This window comes from Propionivibrio sp. (assembly GCF_047602565.1).
Classification (GTDB): domain Bacteria; phylum Pseudomonadota; class Gammaproteobacteria; order Burkholderiales; family Rhodocyclaceae; genus Propionivibrio.
Genome location: NZ_JASGGX010000001.1, coordinates 1838731 through 1861154 on the forward strand (window position 1 = coordinate 1838731; position 22424 = coordinate 1861154).

15 protein-coding genes and 1 pseudogene are annotated in these 22424 nt (G+C 66.8%); 6 read left to right on the forward strand and 10 right to left on the reverse strand.

Annotation, left to right across the window (positions count from 1 at the left end):
* Window positions 1-30: 30 nt before the first annotated feature.
* Window positions 31-1038, reverse strand: a complete 1008-nt coding sequence (locus tag QM701_RS08575; protein ID WP_415166657.1) for a zinc-dependent alcohol dehydrogenase — start codon at window positions 1036-1038, stop codon at window positions 31-33.
* Between the two features lie 23 nt (window positions 1039-1061).
* Window positions 1062-2021: a C-terminal binding protein gene (locus QM701_RS08580; protein ID WP_415166658.1), complete on the reverse strand. Its 960-nt coding sequence runs from the start codon at window positions 2019-2021 to the stop codon at window positions 1062-1064.
* Window positions 2022-2573: 552 nt separating this feature from the next.
* Here QM701_RS08580 and QM701_RS08585 point away from each other — a divergent pair.
* Window positions 2574-3311, forward strand: a complete 738-nt coding sequence (locus QM701_RS08585) for a GntR family transcriptional regulator (RefSeq protein ID WP_415166659.1) — start codon at window positions 2574-2576, stop codon at window positions 3309-3311.
* 147 nt (window positions 3312-3458) lie between these two features.
* Here the strand turns inward: QM701_RS08585 and dgoD are convergent.
* The 6 genes and pseudogenes from dgoD to QM701_RS08615 all read right to left on the reverse strand — a co-directional run bounded on the left by dgoD (window position 3459) and on the right by QM701_RS08615 (window position 8815).
* Window positions 3459-4608, reverse strand: a pseudogene (gene dgoD / locus QM701_RS08590) (galactonate dehydratase).
* Window positions 4609-4675: 67 nt separating this feature from the next.
* Window positions 4676-5956, reverse strand: a complete 1281-nt coding sequence (locus tag QM701_RS08595; protein WP_415166653.1) for a TRAP transporter large permease — start codon at window positions 5954-5956, stop codon at window positions 4676-4678.
* Complete coding sequence (locus QM701_RS08600; protein ID WP_415166654.1) at window positions 5953-6549, reverse strand: TRAP transporter small permease; 597 nt, start codon at window positions 6547-6549, stop codon at window positions 5953-5955. Before QM701_RS08600 ends, QM701_RS08595 begins: the two co-directional genes overlap by 4 nt.
* Before the next feature lie 144 nt (window positions 6550-6693).
* The gene (locus QM701_RS08605; protein WP_415166660.1) at window positions 6694-7698 is read right to left on the reverse strand and encodes a TRAP transporter substrate-binding protein; all 1005 of its coding nucleotides are present in this window, start codon (window positions 7696-7698) and stop codon (window positions 6694-6696) included.
* Window positions 7699-7747: 49 nt separating this feature from the next.
* Window positions 7748-8452, reverse strand: coding sequence for a FadR/GntR family transcriptional regulator (locus QM701_RS08610; RefSeq protein WP_415166661.1), 705 nt, complete (start codon window positions 8450-8452; stop codon window positions 7748-7750).
* Window positions 8453-8488: 36 nt separating this feature from the next.
* The gene (locus QM701_RS08615; RefSeq protein WP_415169365.1) at window positions 8489-8815 is read right to left on the reverse strand and encodes a PfkB family carbohydrate kinase; all 327 of its coding nucleotides are present in this window, start codon (window positions 8813-8815) and stop codon (window positions 8489-8491) included.
* Between QM701_RS08615 and QM701_RS08620 the strand changes: the two genes are divergently transcribed.
* The 4 genes from QM701_RS08620 to glgB all read left to right on the forward strand — a co-directional run bounded on the left by QM701_RS08620 (window position 8772) and on the right by glgB (window position 16559).
* Window positions 8772-9557: a hypothetical protein gene (locus QM701_RS08620; protein ID WP_415166662.1), complete on the forward strand. Its 786-nt coding sequence runs from the start codon at window positions 8772-8774 to the stop codon at window positions 9555-9557. The genes QM701_RS08615 and QM701_RS08620 overlap by 44 nt on opposite strands.
* 267 nt (window positions 9558-9824) lie before the next feature.
* The gene (locus QM701_RS08625; protein ID WP_415166663.1) at window positions 9825-11999 is read left to right on the forward strand and encodes a dihydroxy-acid dehydratase; all 2175 of its coding nucleotides are present in this window, start codon (window positions 9825-9827) and stop codon (window positions 11997-11999) included.
* A gap of 202 nt (window positions 12000-12201) precedes the next feature.
* Complete coding sequence (glgX, locus tag QM701_RS08630) at window positions 12202-14337, forward strand: glycogen debranching protein GlgX (RefSeq protein ID WP_415166664.1); 2136 nt, start codon at window positions 12202-12204, stop codon at window positions 14335-14337.
* 38 nt (window positions 14338-14375) lie between these two features.
* On the forward strand, window positions 14376-16559 hold the full coding sequence (glgB, locus tag QM701_RS08635; RefSeq protein WP_415166665.1) for a 1,4-alpha-glucan branching protein GlgB: 2184 nt from the start codon (window positions 14376-14378) through the stop codon (window positions 16557-16559).
* Between the two features lie 49 nt (window positions 16560-16608).
* Here glgB and QM701_RS08640 read toward each other — a convergent pair whose 3' ends face one another.
* Both QM701_RS08640 and ercA read right to left on the reverse strand, forming a co-directional pair.
* A complete protein-coding gene (locus QM701_RS08640; protein ID WP_415166666.1) occupies window positions 16609-18765 on the reverse strand; it encodes a putative bifunctional diguanylate cyclase/phosphodiesterase in 2157 nt (718 codons plus the stop codon).
* A complete protein-coding gene (gene ercA / locus QM701_RS08645; protein WP_415166667.1) occupies window positions 18755-19912 on the reverse strand; it encodes an alcohol dehydrogenase-like regulatory protein ErcA in 1158 nt (385 codons plus the stop codon). The genes QM701_RS08640 and ercA overlap by 11 nt, the downstream gene beginning before the upstream one ends.
* 492 nt (window positions 19913-20404) lie before the next feature.
* On the opposite strand from ercA, the gene tkt reads away from it, so the two are divergent.
* Complete coding sequence (gene tkt, locus QM701_RS08650; RefSeq protein ID WP_415166668.1) at window positions 20405-22408, forward strand: transketolase; 2004 nt, start codon at window positions 20405-20407, stop codon at window positions 22406-22408.
* The last annotated feature ends 16 nt before the right edge of the window (window positions 22409-22424 follow it).

Below are 22424 nucleotides of genomic sequence, written 5' to 3' on the forward strand. Positions count from 1 at the left end.
CTTTCCTGGTGTGCTTGCGGGGTCCGGGGCTCAGCCGAGCTGGAAGATGAGCTTGATGGCGTCGGTCTTGCCACTGAGCAGTTGGCCGAACTGGTCCGGGGCCTCTTCCGGGGCGGCGACGGTGAGCAGGCGTTCGAAGTCGATGCGCCCGCTCTGCAGGATGGCGATGGCGGTTTCGAAGTCGCGCCGTTCATACACCCGCGTGCCGATCAGGGTGAGTTCCTTGAATTCGATCTTGAGCAGGTCGACTTCGGCCGGTTTCTTGTAGGAGCCGACGACGACGCCGGTGCCCTGCACGCGCAGGATGTCGAGGATGCTGGTGTGCACGCTGGGGTGGGCGGCGCAGTCGAAGGCGAGGTCGGCCTTGCGGCCCTGGGTGTGTTCCAGCACCTTGGCGCGCAGGTCGTCCTTGACCGCGTCGATGACGGTGAAGCCCAGCTGCCGGGCGACGTCGAGCCGGTGCGGGTTGGCTTCGACGACGATCACCCGGTTGGCGCCGAAGTAGCTGAGGCACCCGGCGACGCACAGGCCGATCGGGCCGGCGCCATAGACCACGGCGGTGTCGCCCGGACGGTAGCCGGAGCGGGCCACGGCATGCACGCCGACGGCCACCGGTTCGATGAAGGCGCCGAGCTTGAGGGAAAAATCGGCGGGAATGGGCAGCACCTTGTCTTCGGGCACCTTGACGTAGTCGGCCATACCGCCGTCGCAGTCGATGCCGATCAGCTTCAGGGTGTCGCAGACGTGGGCGTAGCCGTTCCGGCACGGCTGGCAGTGGCCGCAGCTGAGCAGCGGGTAGACGGTCACCGGGGTGCCCGGCGGCAGCGTGCTGTGGCCCTTCTCGATCGTGCCGGAGAACTCGTGGCCGAGCACCAGCGGCGCCTTGGCCCGCGGATGCACGCCCTGGTAGATGATCATGTCCGAACCGCACACCCCGGCGTAGGCCACCTTGATCAGTACTTCGCCCGGACCCACCTCCGGCACCGCCTTCTCCTCACACGCCACCTGCTGCGCCGCCTTGTATTGAATGCTTTTCATCCCGCGCTCCCCGCCTCGGTGCTTCACCATTTATTGACCCAGTTCGTCGGGATGCCGGTCGTCAGCATCTCGGCGGCGGCCAGCCCGGCCTTTTCCTGGATCGACCGCACGCTGGCCTCCGAATACCAGCCGGTATGGTCGGTGAGGATGACGTTGTCGAGGCCGATGAGCGGGCAATCGGCGGCGATCGGCTCCTTGTCCAGCACGTCGAGGGCGGCGCCGAAGATCCTGCGCGCCTTGAGCGCCTCGGCCAACGCCATCGTGTCGATCAGTCCGCCGCGCGACGTATTGATCAGGCAGGTGCGCTCGTTCATCAGCGCCAGCGTTCGCGCATTGACGATATGGCGCGTCTCGGGCGTCGCCGGCGCGTGCAGCGAAATGATCTGCGCCGCGCGGCAGATTTCCTTGAAGCTGGCGCGCCTGACGCCGTGCCGGGCCGCCAGTTCGTCGGAGATGTACGGATCGCACACCAGCACGTCGGCGATGCCGAAACTGCGCATGCGCTGCAGGTAGGAAAGGGCGATCCTGCCGAAGCCGACCAGGCCCAGCGTCGAGTCGGCGATGCGGTACATCGGCTCCTTCTGGGCGATGTTCCACTGCCCTGCCTTGACCTGCGCGTCGCGCGTCACGACGCGGCGCATCAACGCCAGCGTCAACGCCACCGCATGATCCGCCACCTCGATGTCGGCGCCGTAATCCGGAATATTGGCCACCTTGATGCCGCGCTTCCTGGCCGCCTCCAGATCGATGGTATCGACGCCCACCCCGTACCGGACGATGCCGCCGCCTTCGCGCAGGCGGCCGATCGCTTCCGCGTCGAGGACCGGGATATCGCGCACCATCACGATGTCCAGCCCGTCGAGCATGCCCAGCAGTTTCGCTCGATCGCCGCCCCAACGCAGGACGCGCACCTCGGCCCCCAGCGGCTCCAGGATTCCCGCCTCGACGCTGTGGTCGTTGTATCCGGGCTCCGCTATTCCCACGCGAAGCGCCCTGCCCGCGCGATTCTCCGAACGACTACCGTTACTTGCAACAATCATTCCAACACCCTGATTTTATATTGAAACCCGTTTGGAAGCGCAGGATTTTGCCAACCCTCCGCCCTTGAAATTTTGTTATCTAGGACTTCAATATACACTAATTAGGATACAAGTAAACACAATTTAGGATACCAATTAAAAAATCTAGGATACCTGTCAGCCTTGGCTGGCGTATCATGCGCCACGCCGGATGTACTCGCACCCACGCGGGCCCGGACCGTTTTCCATGAATTCCGAAGGATGGGCGCCGGCCGTTTTTTTTCAGCAAAGACAATGCCTTCCAGCCGGACCGCGGGTCGGCGGCATGCTAGGCGGCAGTACCCGCCATGCAATAAAATGGCGTTGTTTTCACAGACCTCGGCCAACTTCGCCAACCGACATTTCGACGGGCTCCAAGCGATGCGACAGCCGGGACTTGGGCGGACCGAAAGCCGAATTTGCCGGGCACGGACGATCGATTACAACCGGATGAAACCGACTGTTCAGGGATACGATTTGACAAACCTAGACAATTCCCCGCGAGCGCGTGGCGAACCGCTGGCCGCGCGGATCACGGCGCGCCTGAAGCAGGCCATACTGGATGCCGAGTTTCAGTTCGGGGAAGCGCTCTCCGAGGACAAGCTGGCGGCGGCGTTCGGCACGAGCCGGACCCCCGTGCGCAGCGCATTGACCGCGCTGCAGGTGCAGGGGCTCATCGAAATCAAGCCGCAGAGCGGCAGCTTCGTTTTCGTGCCCACGCGGCAGAACCTGGAAGATTTGTGCGAGTTCCGGACCCTGCTGGAACTACAGGCGCTCACGCTGAGCATCAATCGCCGGCGGGATGAGACCATCGCGCTGCTGCGCAACGCGAGCAACCGGATGGAAGAGGAAAAGCTGGAAGGCGACTGGCAGGCGGTCGCCCAGACCGATTCGTCGTATCACCGGGCGATCGTGCAGAACTGCGGCAACATCTACCTGCTCGAATCCTTCGAACTGGTGGCCGCGCGCGTGGATGCGATCCGCACCCGCATCACCATGGCGCTCGGGGAAATCCGCGCCCGCGCGATGAACGAGCACGTCGCCATCATCGATGCGCTGGAGGAAGGCAAGCTGTCCAAGGCGAAATCCATCCTGCGCTCGCACATCATGACGGCCCTGTCCTCATTCGACATGGCCTGCAAGGAAGGCACGTTCAACGCGAAGAACGCCGACAAGAGCTTCCCCTTCGACGGTCTTCAATTGAATTCGGATTAGCCGGATTTCCTGCTCCGGCACGGCGGACGGAAATCCGCCCGCGGAAAAATCCCCGTAAATCCGGCCGGCGCGGTTCCGGGCCTTGCCCGGTCCGGAATACCGCTCCGCGCGGCGGCCGCTACGCGACGCCCGCCGTGGCGCCCGCGCCTACCATTCGGCGACGGCGCCGTCCGCGTGCCGCCATACCGGGTTGCGCCAGTCCGGCGCCTGTTTGCTGCGTTCGACCACCAGCGCCTCGTTCGACTTCGACGCCGAGCCCCGGCTTCTTCGGCGGCAGCATGTAGCCGTCGTGGAACTGGAAATCCTCCTTGTTCAGGACGTAATCCATCAGCTCGGCGCCCTGGTTGTAGTGGATGCCCATGCTCTGTTCCTGCAGCACCGCGTTGCGCGCGACGAAATCGACGTGCAGGCAGGAGGCCAGCGCCAGCGGCCCGAGCGGGCAGTGCGGCGCCAGGCCGATATCGTAGGCCTCGGCCATAGCGGCGATCTTGAAGCATTCGGTGATGCCGCCCGCGTGCGAAAGATCCGGCTGGACGATCGACAGGCCGCCCGCCGCGAACACGCGCTTGAAATCGAAACGCGAGAACATGCGCTCGCCGGCGGCGATCGGGATGTGCGTCATTTCGGCCAGGCGCGGGTAGTACTCCGCCTGCTCGGCGAGCACCGGCTCCTCGATGAAGAGCGGGCGGTACGGTTCGAGCTCCTTGATCAGCACGCGCGCCATCGGCGCGGCGACACGGCCGTGGAAATCCAGCCCGAACTCGATCGCGTCGCCGAACGCCGCGCGGATTTCCGCCACCACGGCGACCGCCGCATCGACGGTCCGGCTGGTGTCGATCAGGCCCATCTCCTCGCAGCCGTTGAGTTTGAAGGTATCGAAGCCGATCGCCTGGAGCTTCCTGATGCCGGCGATCACGTCGGCCGGACGGTCGCCGCCGACCCAGCTGTACATCTTCATGCGCTCGCGCACCAAGCCGCCGAGCAGTTCGTAGACCGGCGCGCCCAGCACCTTGCCCTTGATGTCCCACAGAGCCTGGTCGATGCCCGCGATCGCGCTCATCAGGATCGGCCCGCCACGGTAGAAGCCGGTGCGGTACATCGCCTGCCAGATGTCGTTGATGCGGGCCGGGTCCTGGCCGACGACGTATTCCGACAGTTCGTTCACGGCCGTTTCCACGCTGCGCGCGCGGCCTTCGATGACGGGTTCGCCCCAGCCGGTGACGCCTTCGTCGGTCTCGATCTTGAGGAACATCCAGCGCGGCGGCAGGCGGTAGGTGGTCAGTCTGGTTACTTTCACGGCACGAATCTCCTGGCAAAAAAGACGACGCCGGCATGATAGATCATGCCGGCGTCCGCGCAACGGCTCAGCGCGTCATCCAGTGCAGAGGCAACATGACGATATCTGGGAAGAGGACGAGCAGGAACATCACGATGGTCTGGGCGATCATGAAGGGAACGACGCCCTTGATGGCCCCGCTCATCGGAATGCGCGCCACCCCGCAGACCACGTTCAACACCGTCCCCACCGGCGGCGTCACCAGCCCGATCGCGTTGTTCATGATGAACAGCACCCCGAAATACACCGGGTCGATCCCCGCCTGCTTCAGCACCGGCATCAGCACCGGCGTCATGATCAGAATGGTCGGCGTCATGTCCAGCGCCGTCCCCACCAGCAGCACCAGGATCATCAGCACGAAGGTCATCAGCATCTTGTTGCCCATGAACGGGGCGACCATCTCGGCCAGCTGTCCCGGAATGTCCGCCGCCGTGATCAGCCACGCCGACACCCCCGCCGCCGACACCAGAAACATGATCACCGCCGTGGTCTCCGCCGCCCGCAGGCACAGCCCAAAGAGCTGCTTGAACTTGATCTCCCGGTAGATCACCGTGCCCGCGAACAGGGAGTACGCCGCCGCGATCACCGCCGCCTCGGTGGGGGTGAACATGCCGGTCTTCAGTCCGCCGATGATGACCACCGGCAGCACCAGCGCCCAGGAGGCGCTGCGCGTCTCTTGCCAGCGTTCGGCCTGGCTCCGCTTGGCTTCGATGCGCATTTCGTCGTGCTTGATGCACCACCGCCAGGCAAGCATGATCGACAGGCCCATCAGCACCCCCGGCACGATGCCGGCGATGAACAGCTTGGTGATCGACACGCCCCCCGTGACGCCGTACAGAATGAGGGCGATCGACGGCGGAATCACCGGGGCGATGATGCCGCCGCAGGAGATCAGCCCGCACGAGCGGTTGACGTCGTAGCCGGCGTTGCGCATCAGGGGGATCAGGACCGCGGCCAGCGCGGCAGTGTCGGCCACCGCCGAGCCCGACAGCGAGGCCATGACGATGGCCGCGACCACCGCCACGTAGCCCAGCCCGCCCCGGATGTGTCCCACCCAGGCCATGGACATGGTGATGATCCGCCGTGTCATGCCGCCGGCGTTCATGAATTCGCCGGCCAGCATGAAGAAGGGCACGGCCAAGAGCGGGAAGCTGTTGGCCCCGTCCCACATGTTCTGGATGACGATCTGCGGGTCGGTCATCCCCATGTAGTACATCATGGCGAGCCCGCAGCCGATCAGCGCAAAGGCGATCGGCATGCCGAGGGCCATGAGCGCGAGCAGCGAGGCGATAAAGACAAAGACGGTCATGCTTGGGGTCCTCCGGGACGGACGGCGTGGCTTTTTTCCTGGGCGTCAAGTTCGCGTTCGACTTCGTGCGCTTCTTCCAGGCCTTCTTCCTGCACGTCGATGAGTTCGCTTTCGGCCACCTGCCCGAAGGCCAGGCGCGCCAGGTTGGCGATGCAGATGAGGGTGATCGCGGCGCCCGTCAGGTAGCTCACCCCGAACGCCCAGAGCATGCTCATCTGCATCACCGGCGAGGCGTTCGCCGCAATGATGTCGTGTTGCAGCCACGTGCCGTACAGCATGTACAGGCTGCACAGGGCCATGATCGCCTGGCTGATGCCCCAGCACACCTTCCGCCCCAGCACCGGCAGCGCCGCCACCACCATGTCCACCCCCAGGTGCGCGTGCTTGCGCATCCCCACCACCGCCCCAATGAACGTCATCCACACAAAGGCGTACCGCGGCAGCTCTTCCGATACGTCTATCCCGCTGTTCATAAAAATCCGCATCATCACGTTGATGAACACCAGCACAAACATCACCAGCAGGCACACCACCATGATCACTTCCAGCAGACGGTAAAACCCGTCATTCACCCGGCTTAACAGTTGGTTCATAGAGATTCCTCGTGCAAGGAACAGGCAACTACGGGCGGCGAACCCCTCGGCCTTGCGGACGAAACACCCTCCGCCCAGAAATATCCAAAAAAACGGGGAAAGCCTGTCGCCGCTTCCCCCGCCGTCGGGGCTATTCCCGATCCCTTATTTGCCCGAACGCACCTTCTCGATCTCGGCCTGGAATTCCTTGAGGAAGTCCTCGCCGATCTGCGGCGCGAATTTGGCGATGACCGGCTTGACCTTGTCCTGGATCTTGGTGAGCTCGGCCGGCGGGATGGCATCGACCTTGACGCCCGCTTCGCCGAATTTCTTGATCACGTCCTTGTCGCCATCGTCGAGCAGCTGGCGCTGCAGGAGCCGGGCCTCGTCGGCCGCCTTCTGCACGCCCGCCTTGTCGGCGTCCGAGAGGCCTTCCCAGAACTTCTTGGAGACGACCAGCGCCACCGGCGTGTATACGTGGTTGGACAGGGAGATGTACTTCTGCACTTCCTGCATCTTGTTGGAATACATGTGCACCAGCGGGTTTTCCTGGCCGTCGATGGCCTTGATCTCCAGCGCGGTGAACACTTCGGCGAAGGCCATCGGCACGGCGTTGGCGCCCAGGGTCTTCCAGGTTTCCAGCGCCACCGGGTTGGCCATGACGCGGATCTTCAGGCCGTTGATGTCTTCGAGCTTGGTCACCGGCCGCTTGCTGTTGGACAGGTTGCGGAAGCCCATGCCGGTCCACATCAGGCCATGCACGCCGATCGGATCGAGCTTGTCGAGGATCTTCTTGCACGCCGGGCCGTCAAGCACGGTGTACACTTCCTTGGTGTTGGCGAACAGGAACGGCAGATCCCACACCTGCACTTCCTTGACCCGCGCCGAGAACGGGGCCAGCGTGCCGATGTAGAACTCCTGCGTGCCCGACTGCACGGCCTGCAGCATCTTCTCGTCGCTGCCCAGCGTCGCGCTGTGGAAGGCCTTCAGCTGCACGTTGTTGTTGGTGTACTTCGCCGCCAGTTCGACGAACTTGTTCATCGCCTTCGCCTGCGGGTGGTCTTCCGGCATCGCATGCCCCACGCGGCCCGTCACCGCCGCAAGGGCGCTTCCGGCCGAAAACGCTCCGAGCATCACTGCCAACGCGACTCGTTTGCATACCCCATTCATCTTCGACTCCTCGTAAATTAAGAATTGACTTCCGGTACAACAACAAAAACTAAACCGACACCTCCGCCTCGTCGAGCATCGCAACGGCTCGGCTGGCGGTATGCGTCACCATGCGCCGCGAGGCTTCTTCCGCGGCGCCCGGATTCTTGCAGCGAATGGCATCGAACAGTTCGAGATGCTGGCGCACCGTCCGATCCATGTGCGCGGCCCCGGTCTCGAACGTGAAATCGAAGATGGCCCGCTGCAGGGCGCTGACCGCGTCGCTCAACTGCTGGATGACCAGATTGTGCGAGGCCACCAGCACGGCGCGATGGAAGCGGATGTCCGCCTCGTGGAACGCCTCGACGTTCATGCGGTTGGCCGCCATCGCGTTGAAATTGGCCTCGATGTCGACCAGGTCCACCGCCGTCGCCCGTTCCGCCGCCCAGCGCGAAATGGTCGGTTCGATCAGGCTGCGCACCTCGATCAGCGAACGCACCAGCTCCGGACTCGCGCCTTTTTCCAGGACCCATTCCAGCACGTCGGCGTCCAGGTAGTTCCACTGCTCGCTGGGCATGACGAACAGGCCGCGATGGGGCTGCGCGTCGATCAGCCGCTTGGTGGACAGCATCTTGATGATTTCGCGCATGACGTTGCGCGACACCTCGAACCGGTTGCACAGCTCGGCCTCGGAAGGCAGCGCCGTCCCGGGCTCGTATTCGCCCTGGGCGATCTGCCTGCCGAACAGCCGGAACAGCCGCTCCGTCTTGGTCATTCGCCTCTCCCCTCGCGCCGGGTTCTGACTGCCCGTTCAGCGCTGGACGCGCGCCGATCCGCCCTGGGCGAACGCGCGCACTTCGGCCAGCGACGCCATCGTCACGTCGCCGGGGAAGGAGGTGAGCAGCGCGCCGTGCGCCCAGCCCAGCTTCAGCGCGTCTTCCGGCTGCTCGCCGCTCAGCAGGCCGTAGAAGAAGCCCGCGGCGAAACCGTCGCCGCCGCCGATGCGGTCGTAGACGTCCAGCTCCGCCGTCGGCGCGGCGTACGTCCGGCCGTTTGACCCAGGCCACCGCGCTCCAGCTGTGGCGGTTGGTCGAATGCACGTCGCGCAGGGTCGTCGCCACGATCTTGATCTGCGGATGCTTCTCGATGACGCTGTCGATCATGCCGAAAAAGGCGCTCGGATCGAGCTTGGATTTCGCGGCCACCTCCGGCCCGGCGATGCCCAGGCTTTTCTGCAGGTCCTCCTCGTTGCCGACCAGCACGTCGACGTGCTTGAGAATCCGGTCGAGCACCGCCACGGCCCGCGACTCCCCGCCGGCCACGTTCCACAGCTTGGCCCGGTAGTTCAGGTCGAGCGACACCACGGCGCCGGCCGCCTTGGCGGCCTGCATGCCTTCCACGATGACGTCCGGCGTCGTCTCGGAAAGCGCCGCGAAGATGCCGCCGCTATGGAACCAGCGCACGCCGCCGGCGAAGATTTCCTGCCAGTTGAAATCGCCCGCCTTGAGCAGGCCGCCGGCCTCGTTGGCGCGGTTGTAGAAGACGACGGGCGGACGCACGCCAAAGCCGCGGTCGCTATAGACCGTGGCCATGTTCGGCCCGCTCACCCCGTCGTGCTTGAAACGCTTGTAGAAGGGCTTCACGCCCATGGCGCGGACCGCGCCGTCGATCAACTCGCCGACGGGATAATCGACCATGGCCGTCACGATGCCCGTCTTCATGCCGAAGCAGTCCGCCAGGTTGGCCGCGCAGTTGAACTCGCCGCCGCTCACGTGAATCCGGCATTCTGTCGCCTTGCGGAACGGCACCACCCCGGTGTCCAGACGGTGGATGAGCGCCCCGAGCGAAACGAAGTCCAGCGCCCCCCCGGGAAGAATTGACAGTCCTGTATTCATGTTTCCTCAGTTCGATGGTTGACGGTGAAAAACAGCCGATGAACAGGTTTTTCTCACTCCTGCGGACCTGCGGAAAAACGACGCCGACATCCTTCTGGCGTATCGGTTGTTACAGTCTGTCACCGAATATGGGTCAATGTCAACACGGTTATAGTACAATCTATAAAAAATGCACTACAAACCTCGGACAGGCCCTGCCGGCCTGCCCTTTCGCCGACTCGAACGTCCCGGACTCCTTCCATAAAAGCCGATATGAACGCCAGCACGACCGTCACGCCCGAATTCGCCGACCTCTTCGTCGAGGAGGCCGCCAACCCCTTCCGTGCCTGCATCCAGGGGCTGGCCAACGAACCGGTCACCGTGCTGGCGCTGCTCCGGCGCGCCGAAGCCTTGCTGCGCCGCGAGCCGGACTTCGCCGGGCTGGGCGACTATTCGCAGCGCCTCATCGTTGAGCGGCTGGCCGGCGGCCGGCCGCGCGTGTGCATCATCCAGGGCTCGGCGGACCATCCCGCGCACCTGTTCGACCATGAACACGCCCTGCGCGCCGCGGCGCGCATCTGGCAGAACGGCGGCGTGCCGTTCACCTTCGGCCTGCCGGTGATCTGCGACGGCACGGCCCAGAGCAACATCGGGCAAAGCTATTCGCTGGCCTCGCGCAACCACACCGCGATGACGGTCAACATCAATTTCGAGGGCCACAGCTATCACGCCGCCTACGTCATCTCGGGCTGCGACAAGTCGCCGACCGGCATCCTCTCCGGGCTGGCCGCCGCCGACCGGGCGCGCCGCGAACCGCAGCGCGGCGCCGCGCCGGTGTGGGCCGTCTTCGTCCCGGCCCACGTGCTCAAGGGCGGCAGTATCCCCGCCGGCACGCGCCGCAAGCTGCAGGACGTGCAGGACGCCGCGCGCGCCGCCGGCGACGCCCAGCTGGCCGACGACATCGAGGAAAACTGCCGCTACATCCTGCAATGCTCGTCGGACGAAGCCTTCCTCGGCATGCTCAACCGCGCGGTCGAGCAGCACCTGATCGACCGCCCGGCCGCCGACGCGATCCTCGACGAACTGGCCGCCGCCACCTGCGACGACAAGGGCGGCATCTGCGCCTTCAACGGCACCGGCAACTCCACGCGCACGCTGGTCTCCGCGCTCGGCTTCGTGCCGGAAGGCTCGGAACTGCTGGTGGACGAGGCGCCGACCGCGCTGATCGCGCGCAACGTCAACCAGCTGTTCCGCCTGATCAACAAGCCCGAATATTCCGTCTGCGAAATCCTCAGGCACAACTACGGCAACGCCGTGCGCATCCACAACGCCACCGGCAGTTCGAGCAACCTGATGCTGCACATGCCCTGCGTCATGCGCCACGCCGGCTTCGACGTCTCGCTGTTCGACTACGAACGGGTACGCGACGCGCATCCGGTGCCCGACGTCTTCGCGCACAGCCTGACGGAAGGACGCGACACCTTCGTGCTCGCCGAACAGGCCCGCGCCGGCCTGCACCACGGCATGACCAGCCTGTACAAGGTGCTCCAGGACCTCGGCGTGCCGATGCGCTGGGACGCGCCGACGGTCACCGGCCGCTCCTGGGGCGAGCGCGTCGCGGCGCTCAAGGAAGCCGTCTCGCCCGCCCTGCCGCAGGAGCGCTCGGTGATCCGCCTCAAGCCCGTCCGCGACATCTCCGGCACCGACATCATGCGCGGCAACTTCTTCTCGTCCTGCACGCTCAAGGTCTCCGGCCTGTCAACCGACGCCTACGAGCGCTTCAACGGCAAGGTCTTCGTGGTGCGCTACTACGAAAACGAAATGCAATGCACGCAGGACCTGCGTTCCAGCAGCCTGGAGCAAACGCTCTGCGCCATGCCCGAACTGACGCCGGACGTCCTGGCCGCGTTCCGCCGCTTCAACGGCACGCCGGCGGACGAGGACGTGATGGCGATGGTCAGCAACGGCACGCTGGCCTTCGCCTTCATCATCGCCGGACAGGGCCCCCGCGCCTTCGGCATGCCGGAGATGTTCGCCCCGAGCCAGTACCTGCGGCACCACGGCGTGGTCGAAAGAACGTCGATCATGGTCACCGACGGCCGCTATTCCGGCGTCACCAAGGGCGCCTGCGTCGGCCACATGGTGCCGGAAGCCTTCGAAGGCGGCGGCATCGGCACGCTGGTGAGCGGCGACCTGCTGTGGGTGCGCCTCAGCGACAAACGCATCGACCTGCTCGACAAGGACGCCTTCCTCGCCGGCGGCATCGCGCCGCTGCCCGACGCCCCGTTCGAGGCGCGCCGGGAACTGCTCGAACGCCGGCGCGCCGCCATCGAGGCGCGCCAGCGGCAGATCGCGGCCTGCAACATCCTCGACAGCGTTTCCAGCGCCGAATACGGTGCCGTGCCCCTGGCGGTGCACCGGCGCGCGACGATTCCCTGGTCGTTCTGACGCGTCCACGGCGTTCGCCGGGCGCGCTGCGCCGCCCGGATCGTCCGCCGCGTGAAACCTCATGGCCATGAACTTGCCCGATAATGGCGACTGAATCGGCCGGCTGATCGAGGATCGCGGCGCGGGCGGCGGCCCCGCCGCGAAAAAACTTTTCGGCCGCCTCCCGGTCGATCGTTTCTTCCTTCACGACAGACGACATGCCATGATCACCAAGACACGCATCAGCGTATTGCCCGGCCAGCCCTATCCCCTGGGCGCGACGTGGGACGGGAGCGGCGTCAATTTCGCGCTGTTCTCCGAACACGCCTGGAAAGTCGAGCTGTGCCTGTTCGATCCGCGCGGACGGCGGGAGGTCGAGCGGATCGTCCTGCGCGAGCGCACCGACGGCGTGTGGCACGGCTACCTGCCCGGCGCGCGGCCCGGCCAGCTCTACGGCTACCGGGTGCACGGCCCGTACGAACCGGAGAACGGCCACCGCTTCAACCCCAACAAGCTGCTGCTCGATCCCTACGCCCGCGCGGTCGGCGGCCGCCTGCGCTGGCATGACGCCGACTTCGGCTACAAGATCGGCGCGAAGCGCGAGGACCTCTCGTTCGACTGGCGCGACAACGCGGTGCTGATGCCCAAGGCGCAGGTCGTCGATCCTGAGTTCGACTGGGGCGACGACGCGCCGCCGGCCACGGCGTGGAGCGACACCGTCATCTACGAGCTGCACGTCAAGGGCTTCACCATCCGCCACCTCGACGTGCCCGAGGCGCAGCGCGGCACCTACGCGGCGCTGGCCAGCCCGCCGGTGCTGGCGCACCTGCGGCAGATCGGGATCACGGCCGTCGAGCTGATGCCCATCCATCTTTTCGTCGACGACCGGCACCTGCTCGCGCGCGGCCTGCGCAACTACTGGGGCTACAACACGCTCGGCTTCTTCGCCCCGGACCCGCGCTACGCGGCCACCGGCGACGCGGTCAACGAATTCAAGTCGATGGTGAAGGCCCTGCACGCCGCCGGCATCGAGGTGATTCTCGACGTGGTGTACAACCACACCGCGGAAGGCAACCACCTCGGGCCGACGCTGTCCTTCCGCGGCATCGACAACGCCGCCTATTACCGGCTGATGCCCGACAACCCGCGCTACTACCGCGACTACACCGGCTGCGGCAACACGCTCGACACCACGCACCCGCGCGTGCTGCAGCTGATCGCGGATTCGCTGCGCTACTGGGTGCGCGAAATGCATGTCGACGGCTTCCGCTTCGACCTGGCGGCGACGCTGGCGCGCGAGGCGCACGAATTCGACCGGCGCAGCGCCTTCCTCGACATCCTCCGCCAGGACCCGGTGCTCTCGCGGGTGAAGCTGATCGCCGAGCCCTGGGACGTCGGCGAGGGCGGCTACCAGGTCGGCAATTTCCCCGGCGGCTGGAGCGAGTGGAACGCCAAGTACCGCGACGCGGTGCGCGCCTTCTGGAAAGGCGACGGCGGCCTGATCGGCGATCTGGCCAGCCGGCTGACCGGGTCGAGCGATCTCTACGCGCACAACGGACGCCGCCCGTACGCCAGCGTCAATTTCATCACCGCGCACGACGGCTTCACCCTGCACGACCTGGTGAGCCACGAAAAAAAGCACAACGAGGCCAATGGCGAGAAGAACCAGGACGGCGAAGCGCACAACCTGAGCTGGAACTGCGGCACGGAAGGGCCGACCGACGATCCGGAAATCCTCGCCCTGCGCGCCCGCCAGAAGCGCAACCTGCTGGCCACGCTGTTCCTCTCGCAGGGCGTGCCGATGCTCGTCGCCGGCGACGAGATGGGGCGCACCCAGGGCGGCAACAACAACGCCTACAACCAGGACAACGAAATCAGCTGGATCGACTGGGACCTCGAAGCCGAGGACCGGGCCTTCCTGGACTTCGTCTGCCGCGTCGTCGGCCTGCGCCGGCAGCACCGGATCTTCCGCCGGCACAGCTTCTTCAGCCCGCACGGCTCGGGCGGCGGCGACAAAAACATCCTATGGTTCAATCCGGAGGGTCTGGAAATGAGCGACGCCGAATGGAACCAGGGATTCGCGCAATGCCTCGGCATGTATCTCGCGGGCGATGCCATCGGGGAGCACGACGAACGCGGCCAGCCGGCGAGCGACGACGATTTCCTGCTGCTGATCAACGCCTACCACGAGACGATGCCGTTCCAGATTCCCGGCTTCCAGGGGCACCGGCGCTGGCGGATCGCCATCGACACCGGCGACCCCGGCATGCAAAATGCGGAAAAATACTACGCCCGAGGCGGCATCATTCCGCTGCAGGGACGCTCCCTGGTCCTGTTGCGGCAAATCCGCCGGACGTAGCCCGCCCCATCCGCGTTCATTCACAGGAAGGAAGAAACATGCCCCAGTCCTCGCTCGCCAGCGCCTTGCGGCAGATCGCCGAAGCGCGCCACCACGATCCCTTCTCCGTCCTCGGGCGCCATCATGCCGAAGGGAACGACGCCGTCGTGCGCGTCTTTCTGCCCGGCGCGGCGGAAGTGCGCATTGCCGAAGGGGACCGGGTCATGGCGCGCAAGCCGGGCAGCGACCATTTCGAATGGCGCGGCGACGGCCGCGACCTGCCGCCGCACTACGGCCTGATCTGGCGCGACGGGCAGGGCCGGGAGCACTTCGCGCGCGACCCGTATACGTTCATGCCGCAGCTCGGCGACCTCGACCTGCACCTCTTCGCCGAAGGCAGGCACCGCCACGCCGGCAGCTTCCTCGGCGCGCACGAGCACGAGGCCGACGGCGTGGCCGGCGTGCTGTTCGCCGTGTGGGCGCCCAACGCCGCGCGGGTCAGCGTGGTCGGCGACTTCAACGCCTGGGACGGACGGCGCCATCCGATGCGCGTGCGCGGCGGCAGCGGCCTGTGGGAACTGTTCATCCCCGACCTGGAGCCGGGCCAGATCTACAAGTACGAGATCCGCAACCGCGAGAGCGGCGAAATCCTGCTCAAGGCCGACCCCTACGGGCAGCGCCACGAGCTGCGCCCGCGCACCGGCACGATCGTCCCGCACCGCGCCGGCTATGCCTGGGGCGACGGCGACTGGATGGCCCGGCGCCGGCAATACGACTGGCAGCACCAGCCGATGTCGGTGTACGAGGTGCATCTCGGCTCGTGGCAGCGCGACGCCGAGGGCGGCTTCCTGGATTACCGCGCGGCGGCGCACCGCCTGGTGGACTACGTGCTGGACATGGGCTTCACCCACGTCGAACTGCTGCCGATCACCGAGCATCCCTACGATCCGTCCTGGGGCTACCAGGTCACCGGCTATTTCGCGCCGACCAGCCGCTTCGGCGATCCCGACGACTTCCGCTACTTCGTCGACCATTGCCACCGCAACGGCATCGGCGTGCTGCTCGATTGGGTGCCCGCGCATTTCCCCAAGGACGCGCACGGCCTGGCGCGCTTCGACGGCACCGCGCTCTACGAGCACGCCGACCCGCGCCTCGGCGAGCACAAGGACTGGTCGACGCTGATCTTCAATTTCGGGCGCAACGAGGTGAAGAGCTTCCTGCTTTCCAGCGCCGTCTTCTGGCTGGAGGAGATGCACATCGACGGCCTGCGCGTCGACGCCGTCGCCTCGATGCTCTACCTCGACTACTCGCGCGAGGAAGGCGAGTGGGTGCCCAACGCGCACGGCGGCCGCGAGAACCTGGTGGCCATCGACTTCCTGCGCGAACTGAACGTGGCCGTGCACCAGCAGTGCCCCGGCATCCTGATGATCGCCGAGGAATCGACCTCGTGGCCGCAGGTCAGCCGGCCGACCTACCTCGGCGGCCTGGGCTTCGACCTCAAGTGGAACATGGGCTGGATGAACGACACCCTGCGCTACATGGCGCACCAGCCGGTCCACCGCCAGTACCACCACGGCATGCTGACCTTCAGCATGCTGTACTGCTTCACCGAGAATTTCATGCTGCCGTTCTCGCACGACGAGGTGGTGCACGGCAAGGGCTCGATGCTCCACCGCATGCCCGGCGACGAGTGGCAGAAGCACGCCAACCTGCGGGCGCTCTACGCCTACCAGTTCACCCATCCGGGCAAGAAGCTGCTGTTCATGGGCACCGAGTTCGGCCAGGGCAGGGAGTGGGACAGCACCGGCATCCTCGACTGGTACGTCCTGGACTATCCGCTGCACCAGGGCATGCAGCGCCTGGTGCGCGACCTGAACCGGCTGTATCGGGCCGAACCGGCGCTGCACCGCCACGAATTCGACTGGCAGGGCTTCGAGTGGATCGACTGCAACGACGCGCAGCAGTCGGTGATCAGCTACCTGCGCAAGGGCAACGACGGCGAACAGCTGGCGGTGGTGCTCAACCTGACGCCGGTGCCGCGGCGCGATTACCGCATCGGCGTGCCGTGCGGCGGGCGCTACCGGGAAGTGCTGAACACCGACGCGGCGGTCTACGGCGGCAGCGACGTCGGCAACGGCGCCGGCCTGCTCGAAGCCGAGGAAAAGCCCTGGATGGCCCGCGCGCATTCGCTGGTCCTGACGCTGCCGCCGCTGGCGGCGATCGTGCTGGCTCCGGCGGGCTGAGGCGGCCGGCCGCAGGCGCGCCCGGGCGCGGCGGCAAGCCCGCGGCGCGCTACGGCGGCCCCGCCAGGAAGGCCGCGAAGGCCTCGGCGGGAACCGGGCGCCCGCACCAGAAGCCCTGTACCTCGTCGCACTCGTAGCCGCCCAGCGTATCGAGCACCTGCTGCGTCTCGACGCCCTCGGCGATGGTCTTCAGGCCGAGGCTGTGCGCCATCTGGATGATCGCGCGCACGATCGCGGCGTCCTCCGGGTTGGAGACGAGATCGCGGACGAAGGTCTGGTCGATCTTCAGCTTGTCCACCTCGAAGCGCTTGAGGTAGGACAGGCTCGAATAGCCCGTCCCGAAATCGTCGATCGACAGCTTGATGCCCATGTGCTTGAGCCGCTTGACCGTGGACAGCATGTGTTCGCTGTCGCGGATCAGGATCGATTCGGTCAGTTCGAGCTCCAGCTGTTCCGGTGCGAGGCCGGAATCGGCCAGCGCCCGGGCCACCGAGCGCTCGATGTCGCCGCGCTTGAACTGCACCGCCGACAGGTTGACCGCGATCACCAGGCCCGGCGCGCCGGCGTCGCGCCAGCGGGCCGCCTCCCGGCACGCCTCGCGCAGGACCCAGTCGCCGATCTGCACGATCAGCCCGGCCTCCTCGGCCACCGGGATGAAGCGCCCCGGCGAGACCAGCCCGAGATCGGGGTGGTTCCAGCGGATCAGCGCCTCGGCGCCGATCAGGCGCCCGCTCCGCAGATCGAACTGGGGCTGGTAGTGCAGCACGAACTGCTCCGCCTCGACCGCCCGCCACAGGCCGGCGTGCATGGTGATCTGCTCGACCGCGTCCTCGTTCATCTCCTGGTTGAAGAAGCGGTAGGCGTTGCGCCCCGAGTCCTTGGCCCGGTACATCGCCATGTCCGCCCGCTTGAGCAGCGCCTGGAAGTCGGCGCCGTCCTCGGGATAGATGGCGATGCCCACCGAGACCGAGATGGTCAGCTCCTTGCCTTCGATCGCGTACGGCTGCTGCATGCTGTCCATCAGCTCGCCGAGGAAGGTGACGATGGCGTCGGGCTCGGCCAGGTTGGTCAGCAGCAGGTGGAACTCGTCGCCGCCCTGCCGGCTCACCGTGTCGGTCTTGCGCACGCGCTTGAGCAGCCGCCCGGCGACGTTGACCAGCAGCCGGTCGCCCGCGGCGTGCCCGAGGAAATCGTTGATCGTCTTGAAGCGGTCGAGGTCGAGGATGAGCAGCGCGATCTTGGTGCCGGTGGTGTTGGAAAAGGCGATCGCCTGCTGCAGCCGGTCCTTGAGCAGCAGCTGGTTGGGCAGGCCGGTCAGCGCGTCGTGGTAGGAAAGGAATTCCGCCCGCTCCTCGGCCCGCTTGCGCTCGGTGATGTCGGAAAGTATCCAGATGCTGCCGTCGTCGGGATGCTCGGGGTCGATGCAGCGGCCCGCCAGCTCGCCCCAGAAATGGCTGCCGTCGGCGCGCGCCATCGGCTGCGAGACGGAGAACGTCCGCCCCTGCCCGAGCCGGCCGTAGGCCTCGCTGCCCACGTCGCGGAACGCCTCGTCGCTCTCGTAGAGGATGCGCGTCGAATGGCCGTTCATGCCGCCCATCGGATAGCCGAAAATCTCTTCCATGCGCCGGTTGCACAGCACGATGCGGCGGTTGCGCACCATGGCGATGCCGACCAGCGCGTTGTCGAGCAGGGCCTCCTTCTCGGCCAGCAGCGCGTCCGCCATGTCCTGCGCCAGCTTGCGCTCGGTCACGTCGCGGCCGACGATCACCCCGTAGCTGCGCCCGTCGAGTACCGCCAGCCGGTACGACAGTTCGAGCCAGATGGTGCGGCCGTCGCGGACGAATTCGGTGATGTCGGAATGGGCCGGCAGCTCGGCCAGCGAGGCGGCGGATTGCGCCTCGCGGCGCAGCGTTTCGAGCACGTCGGCCGCGTCGCCCAGGCCCAGCGAGGCGAAGGGCCGGCCGAGCAGGCTGGCGGTCGGCTGCCCGAGCAGGCGGCCGAGCGCCGCGTTGGCGTCCGAGACGTCGCCTTCGGGCAGCGCCACCATCACCACGCAGTCGGTGGTGCGGTCGAGCAGGGTGCGGAACCGTTCCAGCCGGTCGAGGTTCTCGCGCAGCTGCGGATAGTAGCTTTTGCGGAAGGAGCGCTCGCCCAGGCCGATGATCTGGTCCTTGCGCCCGTCCCAGTCGTCGGTGTCAGGTGGCATCGCCGTAGATCGCCTGCGCGTCGCCCGGCGAGACGCGCCTCGGGTTGGTAAAGATGCAGGCGTCCTTCACCGCGTGCGCCGCCAGTTCCGGCAGATCGGCCGCGCGCACGCCGCGCTCCGCCAGCCCGCCGGCGATGCCCACGCGGGCGCGCAGGGCGGCGAGCTCGCCGGCGAGGCGCAGGGCGCATTCGCCGTCGCTCATTCCGCGCGCGTCGATGCCGAGTTCGGCGGCGATCCGGCGGTAGCGCTCCGCCGCCGCCGGGAAATTGAAGCGGACCACGTGCTCCAGCAGCAGCGCGTTGCATTCGCCGTGCGGCAGGTCGAGGAAGCCGCCGAGCGGATGCGCCAGCGCATGCACCGCGCCGAGGCTGGCGTTGGAGAACGCCAGGCCCGCCTGCAGGCTGGCCAGCGACATGTTCTCGCGCGCCGCGACGTCGCCGGGCGACCAGACGGCCGCTGCGAGGTTGTCCCGGACCAGCCGGATCGCGGCCAGCGCGTGCACGTTGACCACCGGCGAACTGGCCGTCGACACGTAGGCCTCGATGGCGTGGGTCAGCGCGTCGATGCCCGTGCAGGCGGTCAGATACGGGTCCAGGGTCAGCGTCGTTTCCGGGTCGACGAGCGCCACGTCGGGCACCACGGTCTTGCTGATGATCGCCATCTTGTAGCGCGCCGGCGAGTTCACGATGATGCAGAACTGCGAAATGTCCGCCGACGACCCGGCGGTGGTCGGCAGGCAGAGCAGCGGCGGCCCCGGCACCTCGACGCGGTCGATCCCCTCGAACTCGCCGATCTCCCGGCCGCTGGCATGCACGATGCCGATACCCTTGGCGCAGTCGATGGCGCTGCCGCCGCCGAGCGCGACGATCACGTCGCAGCGCTCGCGGGCGTACACCTGCGCGCCGGCCATCACTTCGTGATCCTTGGGGTTGGGGGTCAGGGCGGTGAACACCGCCGAGGAGATGCCGGCCTCCTCCAGGTCGCCGCGCACGGTGTCGAGCCAGCCGGCCTTCACCACGCCTTCGTCGCTGACGACCAGCACCCGCCGGGCCATCATGTTCCGCGCGTAGAAGCCGACCCGCCGCCGCGAACCCACTCCGAAGATGAACTCCGGCGCCACGAACTTGCGCATTTCGTAGAGAGCCATGCCTCCTCCGTCTTCCGCCCCTGGCGGGCGGCACCACCCGATGCCGAGGATGAATGAGATACCCTTCCCGACACTTTAGTCCGCAAAACGCGCTTCGGGCAAACCGCGGTCCGTTTCCCGGTATACTTCGCGGCATGCCCCAAGGCGTCGGATTCCCGCGAGTCCGCGCTTCCCGCCCCGGCCGGAAAACCGGCTTTTTCCCGCCATCCCCGTTCCGCAGGAGACCTGCCAGGAGACCCCGATGAACCGCCGGCCGGTCGTCCGCGACGTCGATGGAACCCGGCCCGACGACGCGCCGCGGCGTTTCGCGCCGTGTTTCGTACTGACAGCGGCGTCACATTTGGATAAAATGAAATACTTTTGTAAAGGCAACCAGCGTCAAATCATCCGCGGGGCCCGTCCGGCGCCGAGGCGGCATTGAGGCAGCATCCAGGCCGCTGCGCAGGCATGGCAACCCGTTCCGTTCATCTCTCGTTTCAGGAGTAAAGACTCATGGTTTCTCAGGCTTCACTGGCGAACGCCATCCGCGTTCTGGCCATGGACGGTGTGCAGGCGGCCAACTCGGGACATCCGGGCGCTCCGATGGGCATGGCGGAAATCGCCGTGGCGCTATGGAAACGCCACCTGAAACACAACCCGGCCGATCCGAAGTGGGCGGACCGGGACCGCTTCGTGCTGTCCAACGGGCACGGCTCGATGCTCCTCTACTCGCTGCTGCACCTGACCGGCTACGACCTGCCGCTCGACGAGCTGAAGCGCTTCCGCCAGCTGCACAGCAAGACGCCCGGCCACCCCGAATACGGCCACACGCCCGGCGTCGAAACGACCACCGGCCCGCTCGGCCAGGGCGTCAGCAACGCCATCGGCATGGCGCTGGCGGAAAAGCTGCTGGCCGCCGAGTTCAACCGCGACGGCCACGCGATCGTCGACCACTACACCTACACCTTCATGGGCGACGGCTGCATGATGGAGGGCGTCTCGCACGAAGCCTGCTCGCTGGCCGGCACCTGGAGGCTCTCCAAGCTGATCGCCCTGTACGACGATAACGGCATCTCCATCGACGGGCACGTCAACGGCTGGTTCACCGACGACACGCCGAAGCGCTTCGAAGCCTACGGCTGGAACGTCATCCGCGCCGTCGACGGCCACGACGTTGACGCCGTCGACCGCGCCATCGCCGCGGCCAAGGCGCAGCACGACAGGCCGACGCTGATCTGCTGCAAGACGGTGATCGGCAAGGGTTCGCCGCACAAGGCCGGCACGCACGACGTGCACGGCGCGCCGCTGGGCAAGGACGAGGTCGCCGCCACGCGCGCCGCGCTCGGCATCACCGACGGCCCGTTCGAGGTGCCGCAGGACGTGTACGCGGCGTGGGACGCCCACGCCGCTGGCGCGCAGCAGCAGGCCGCCTGGGCGGAGAAGTTCGCCGCCTACCGCCAGGCCTACCCCGAACTCGCCGCCGAATTCGAACGCCGCATGAAGAAGGACCTGCGCGCCGATTACGCCGCCGCGTCGGCCGAGGCGCTGCAGGCCATCGCCGCCAAGGGCGAGACCATCGCCACGCGCAAGTCGTCGCAGAACGCCATCCAGGCGCTCGCCCCGGTGGTGCCCGAGTTCCTCGGCGGCTCGGCCGACCTGGCGCCGTCCAACCTGACGCAATGGAAGGGCTGCTGCGAGATCAAGCCGGACACCATTGACCAGGGCGGCAACTACATCCATTACGGCGTGCGCGAGTTCGGCATGGCCGCGATCATGAACGGCGCCGTGCTGCACGGCGGCTTCCGCCCCTTCGGCGGCACCTTCCTGATGTTCTCCGAATACGCGCGCAACGCCATCCGCATGGCCGCGCTGATGCGGATCAACCCGATCTACGTGTTCACCCACGACTCGGTCGGCGTCGGCGAGGACGGCCCCACGCACCAGCCGATCGAGCAGACGGCCACCCTGCGCATGATGCCCAACCTCGACGTGTGGCGCCCGTGCGACAGCGTCGAAGCCTTCGTCGCCTGGCAGGTCGCGCTGGAGCACCGCGCGACGCCGACCGCGCTGATCCTCACCCGCCAGAACCTGGCGCACCAGCCGCGCGACGCCGCGCAGATCGCCGCCATCCGCAAGGGCGGCTACGTGCTCAAGGACTGCGCCGGCACGCCCAAGGCGGTGATCATCGCCACCGGCTCGGAAGTCGCGCTGGCCGTCGCCGCGCAGCAGACGCTGGCCGAGAAGGGCATCCCGGTGCGCGTCGTGTCGCTGCCCTCGTCCTTCATCTTCGAGCAGCAGGACGCCGCCTGGCGCGAGGCCGTGCTGCCGCGCGGCATTCCGCGCGTCGCCGTCGAGGCGGGCGTGACCGGCTACTGGCGCCAGTACGTCGGCCTGGAAGGCGCGGTGGTCGGCATCGACCGCTTCGGCGAGTGCGGCCCGGCCGCGCAGGTCTTCGAGTTCCTCGGCATCACCGCGGCCAAGGTGGCCGAAGCCGTCGAGGGCGTGCTCGCCGGCTGATCGGCCCGCCCGCTCC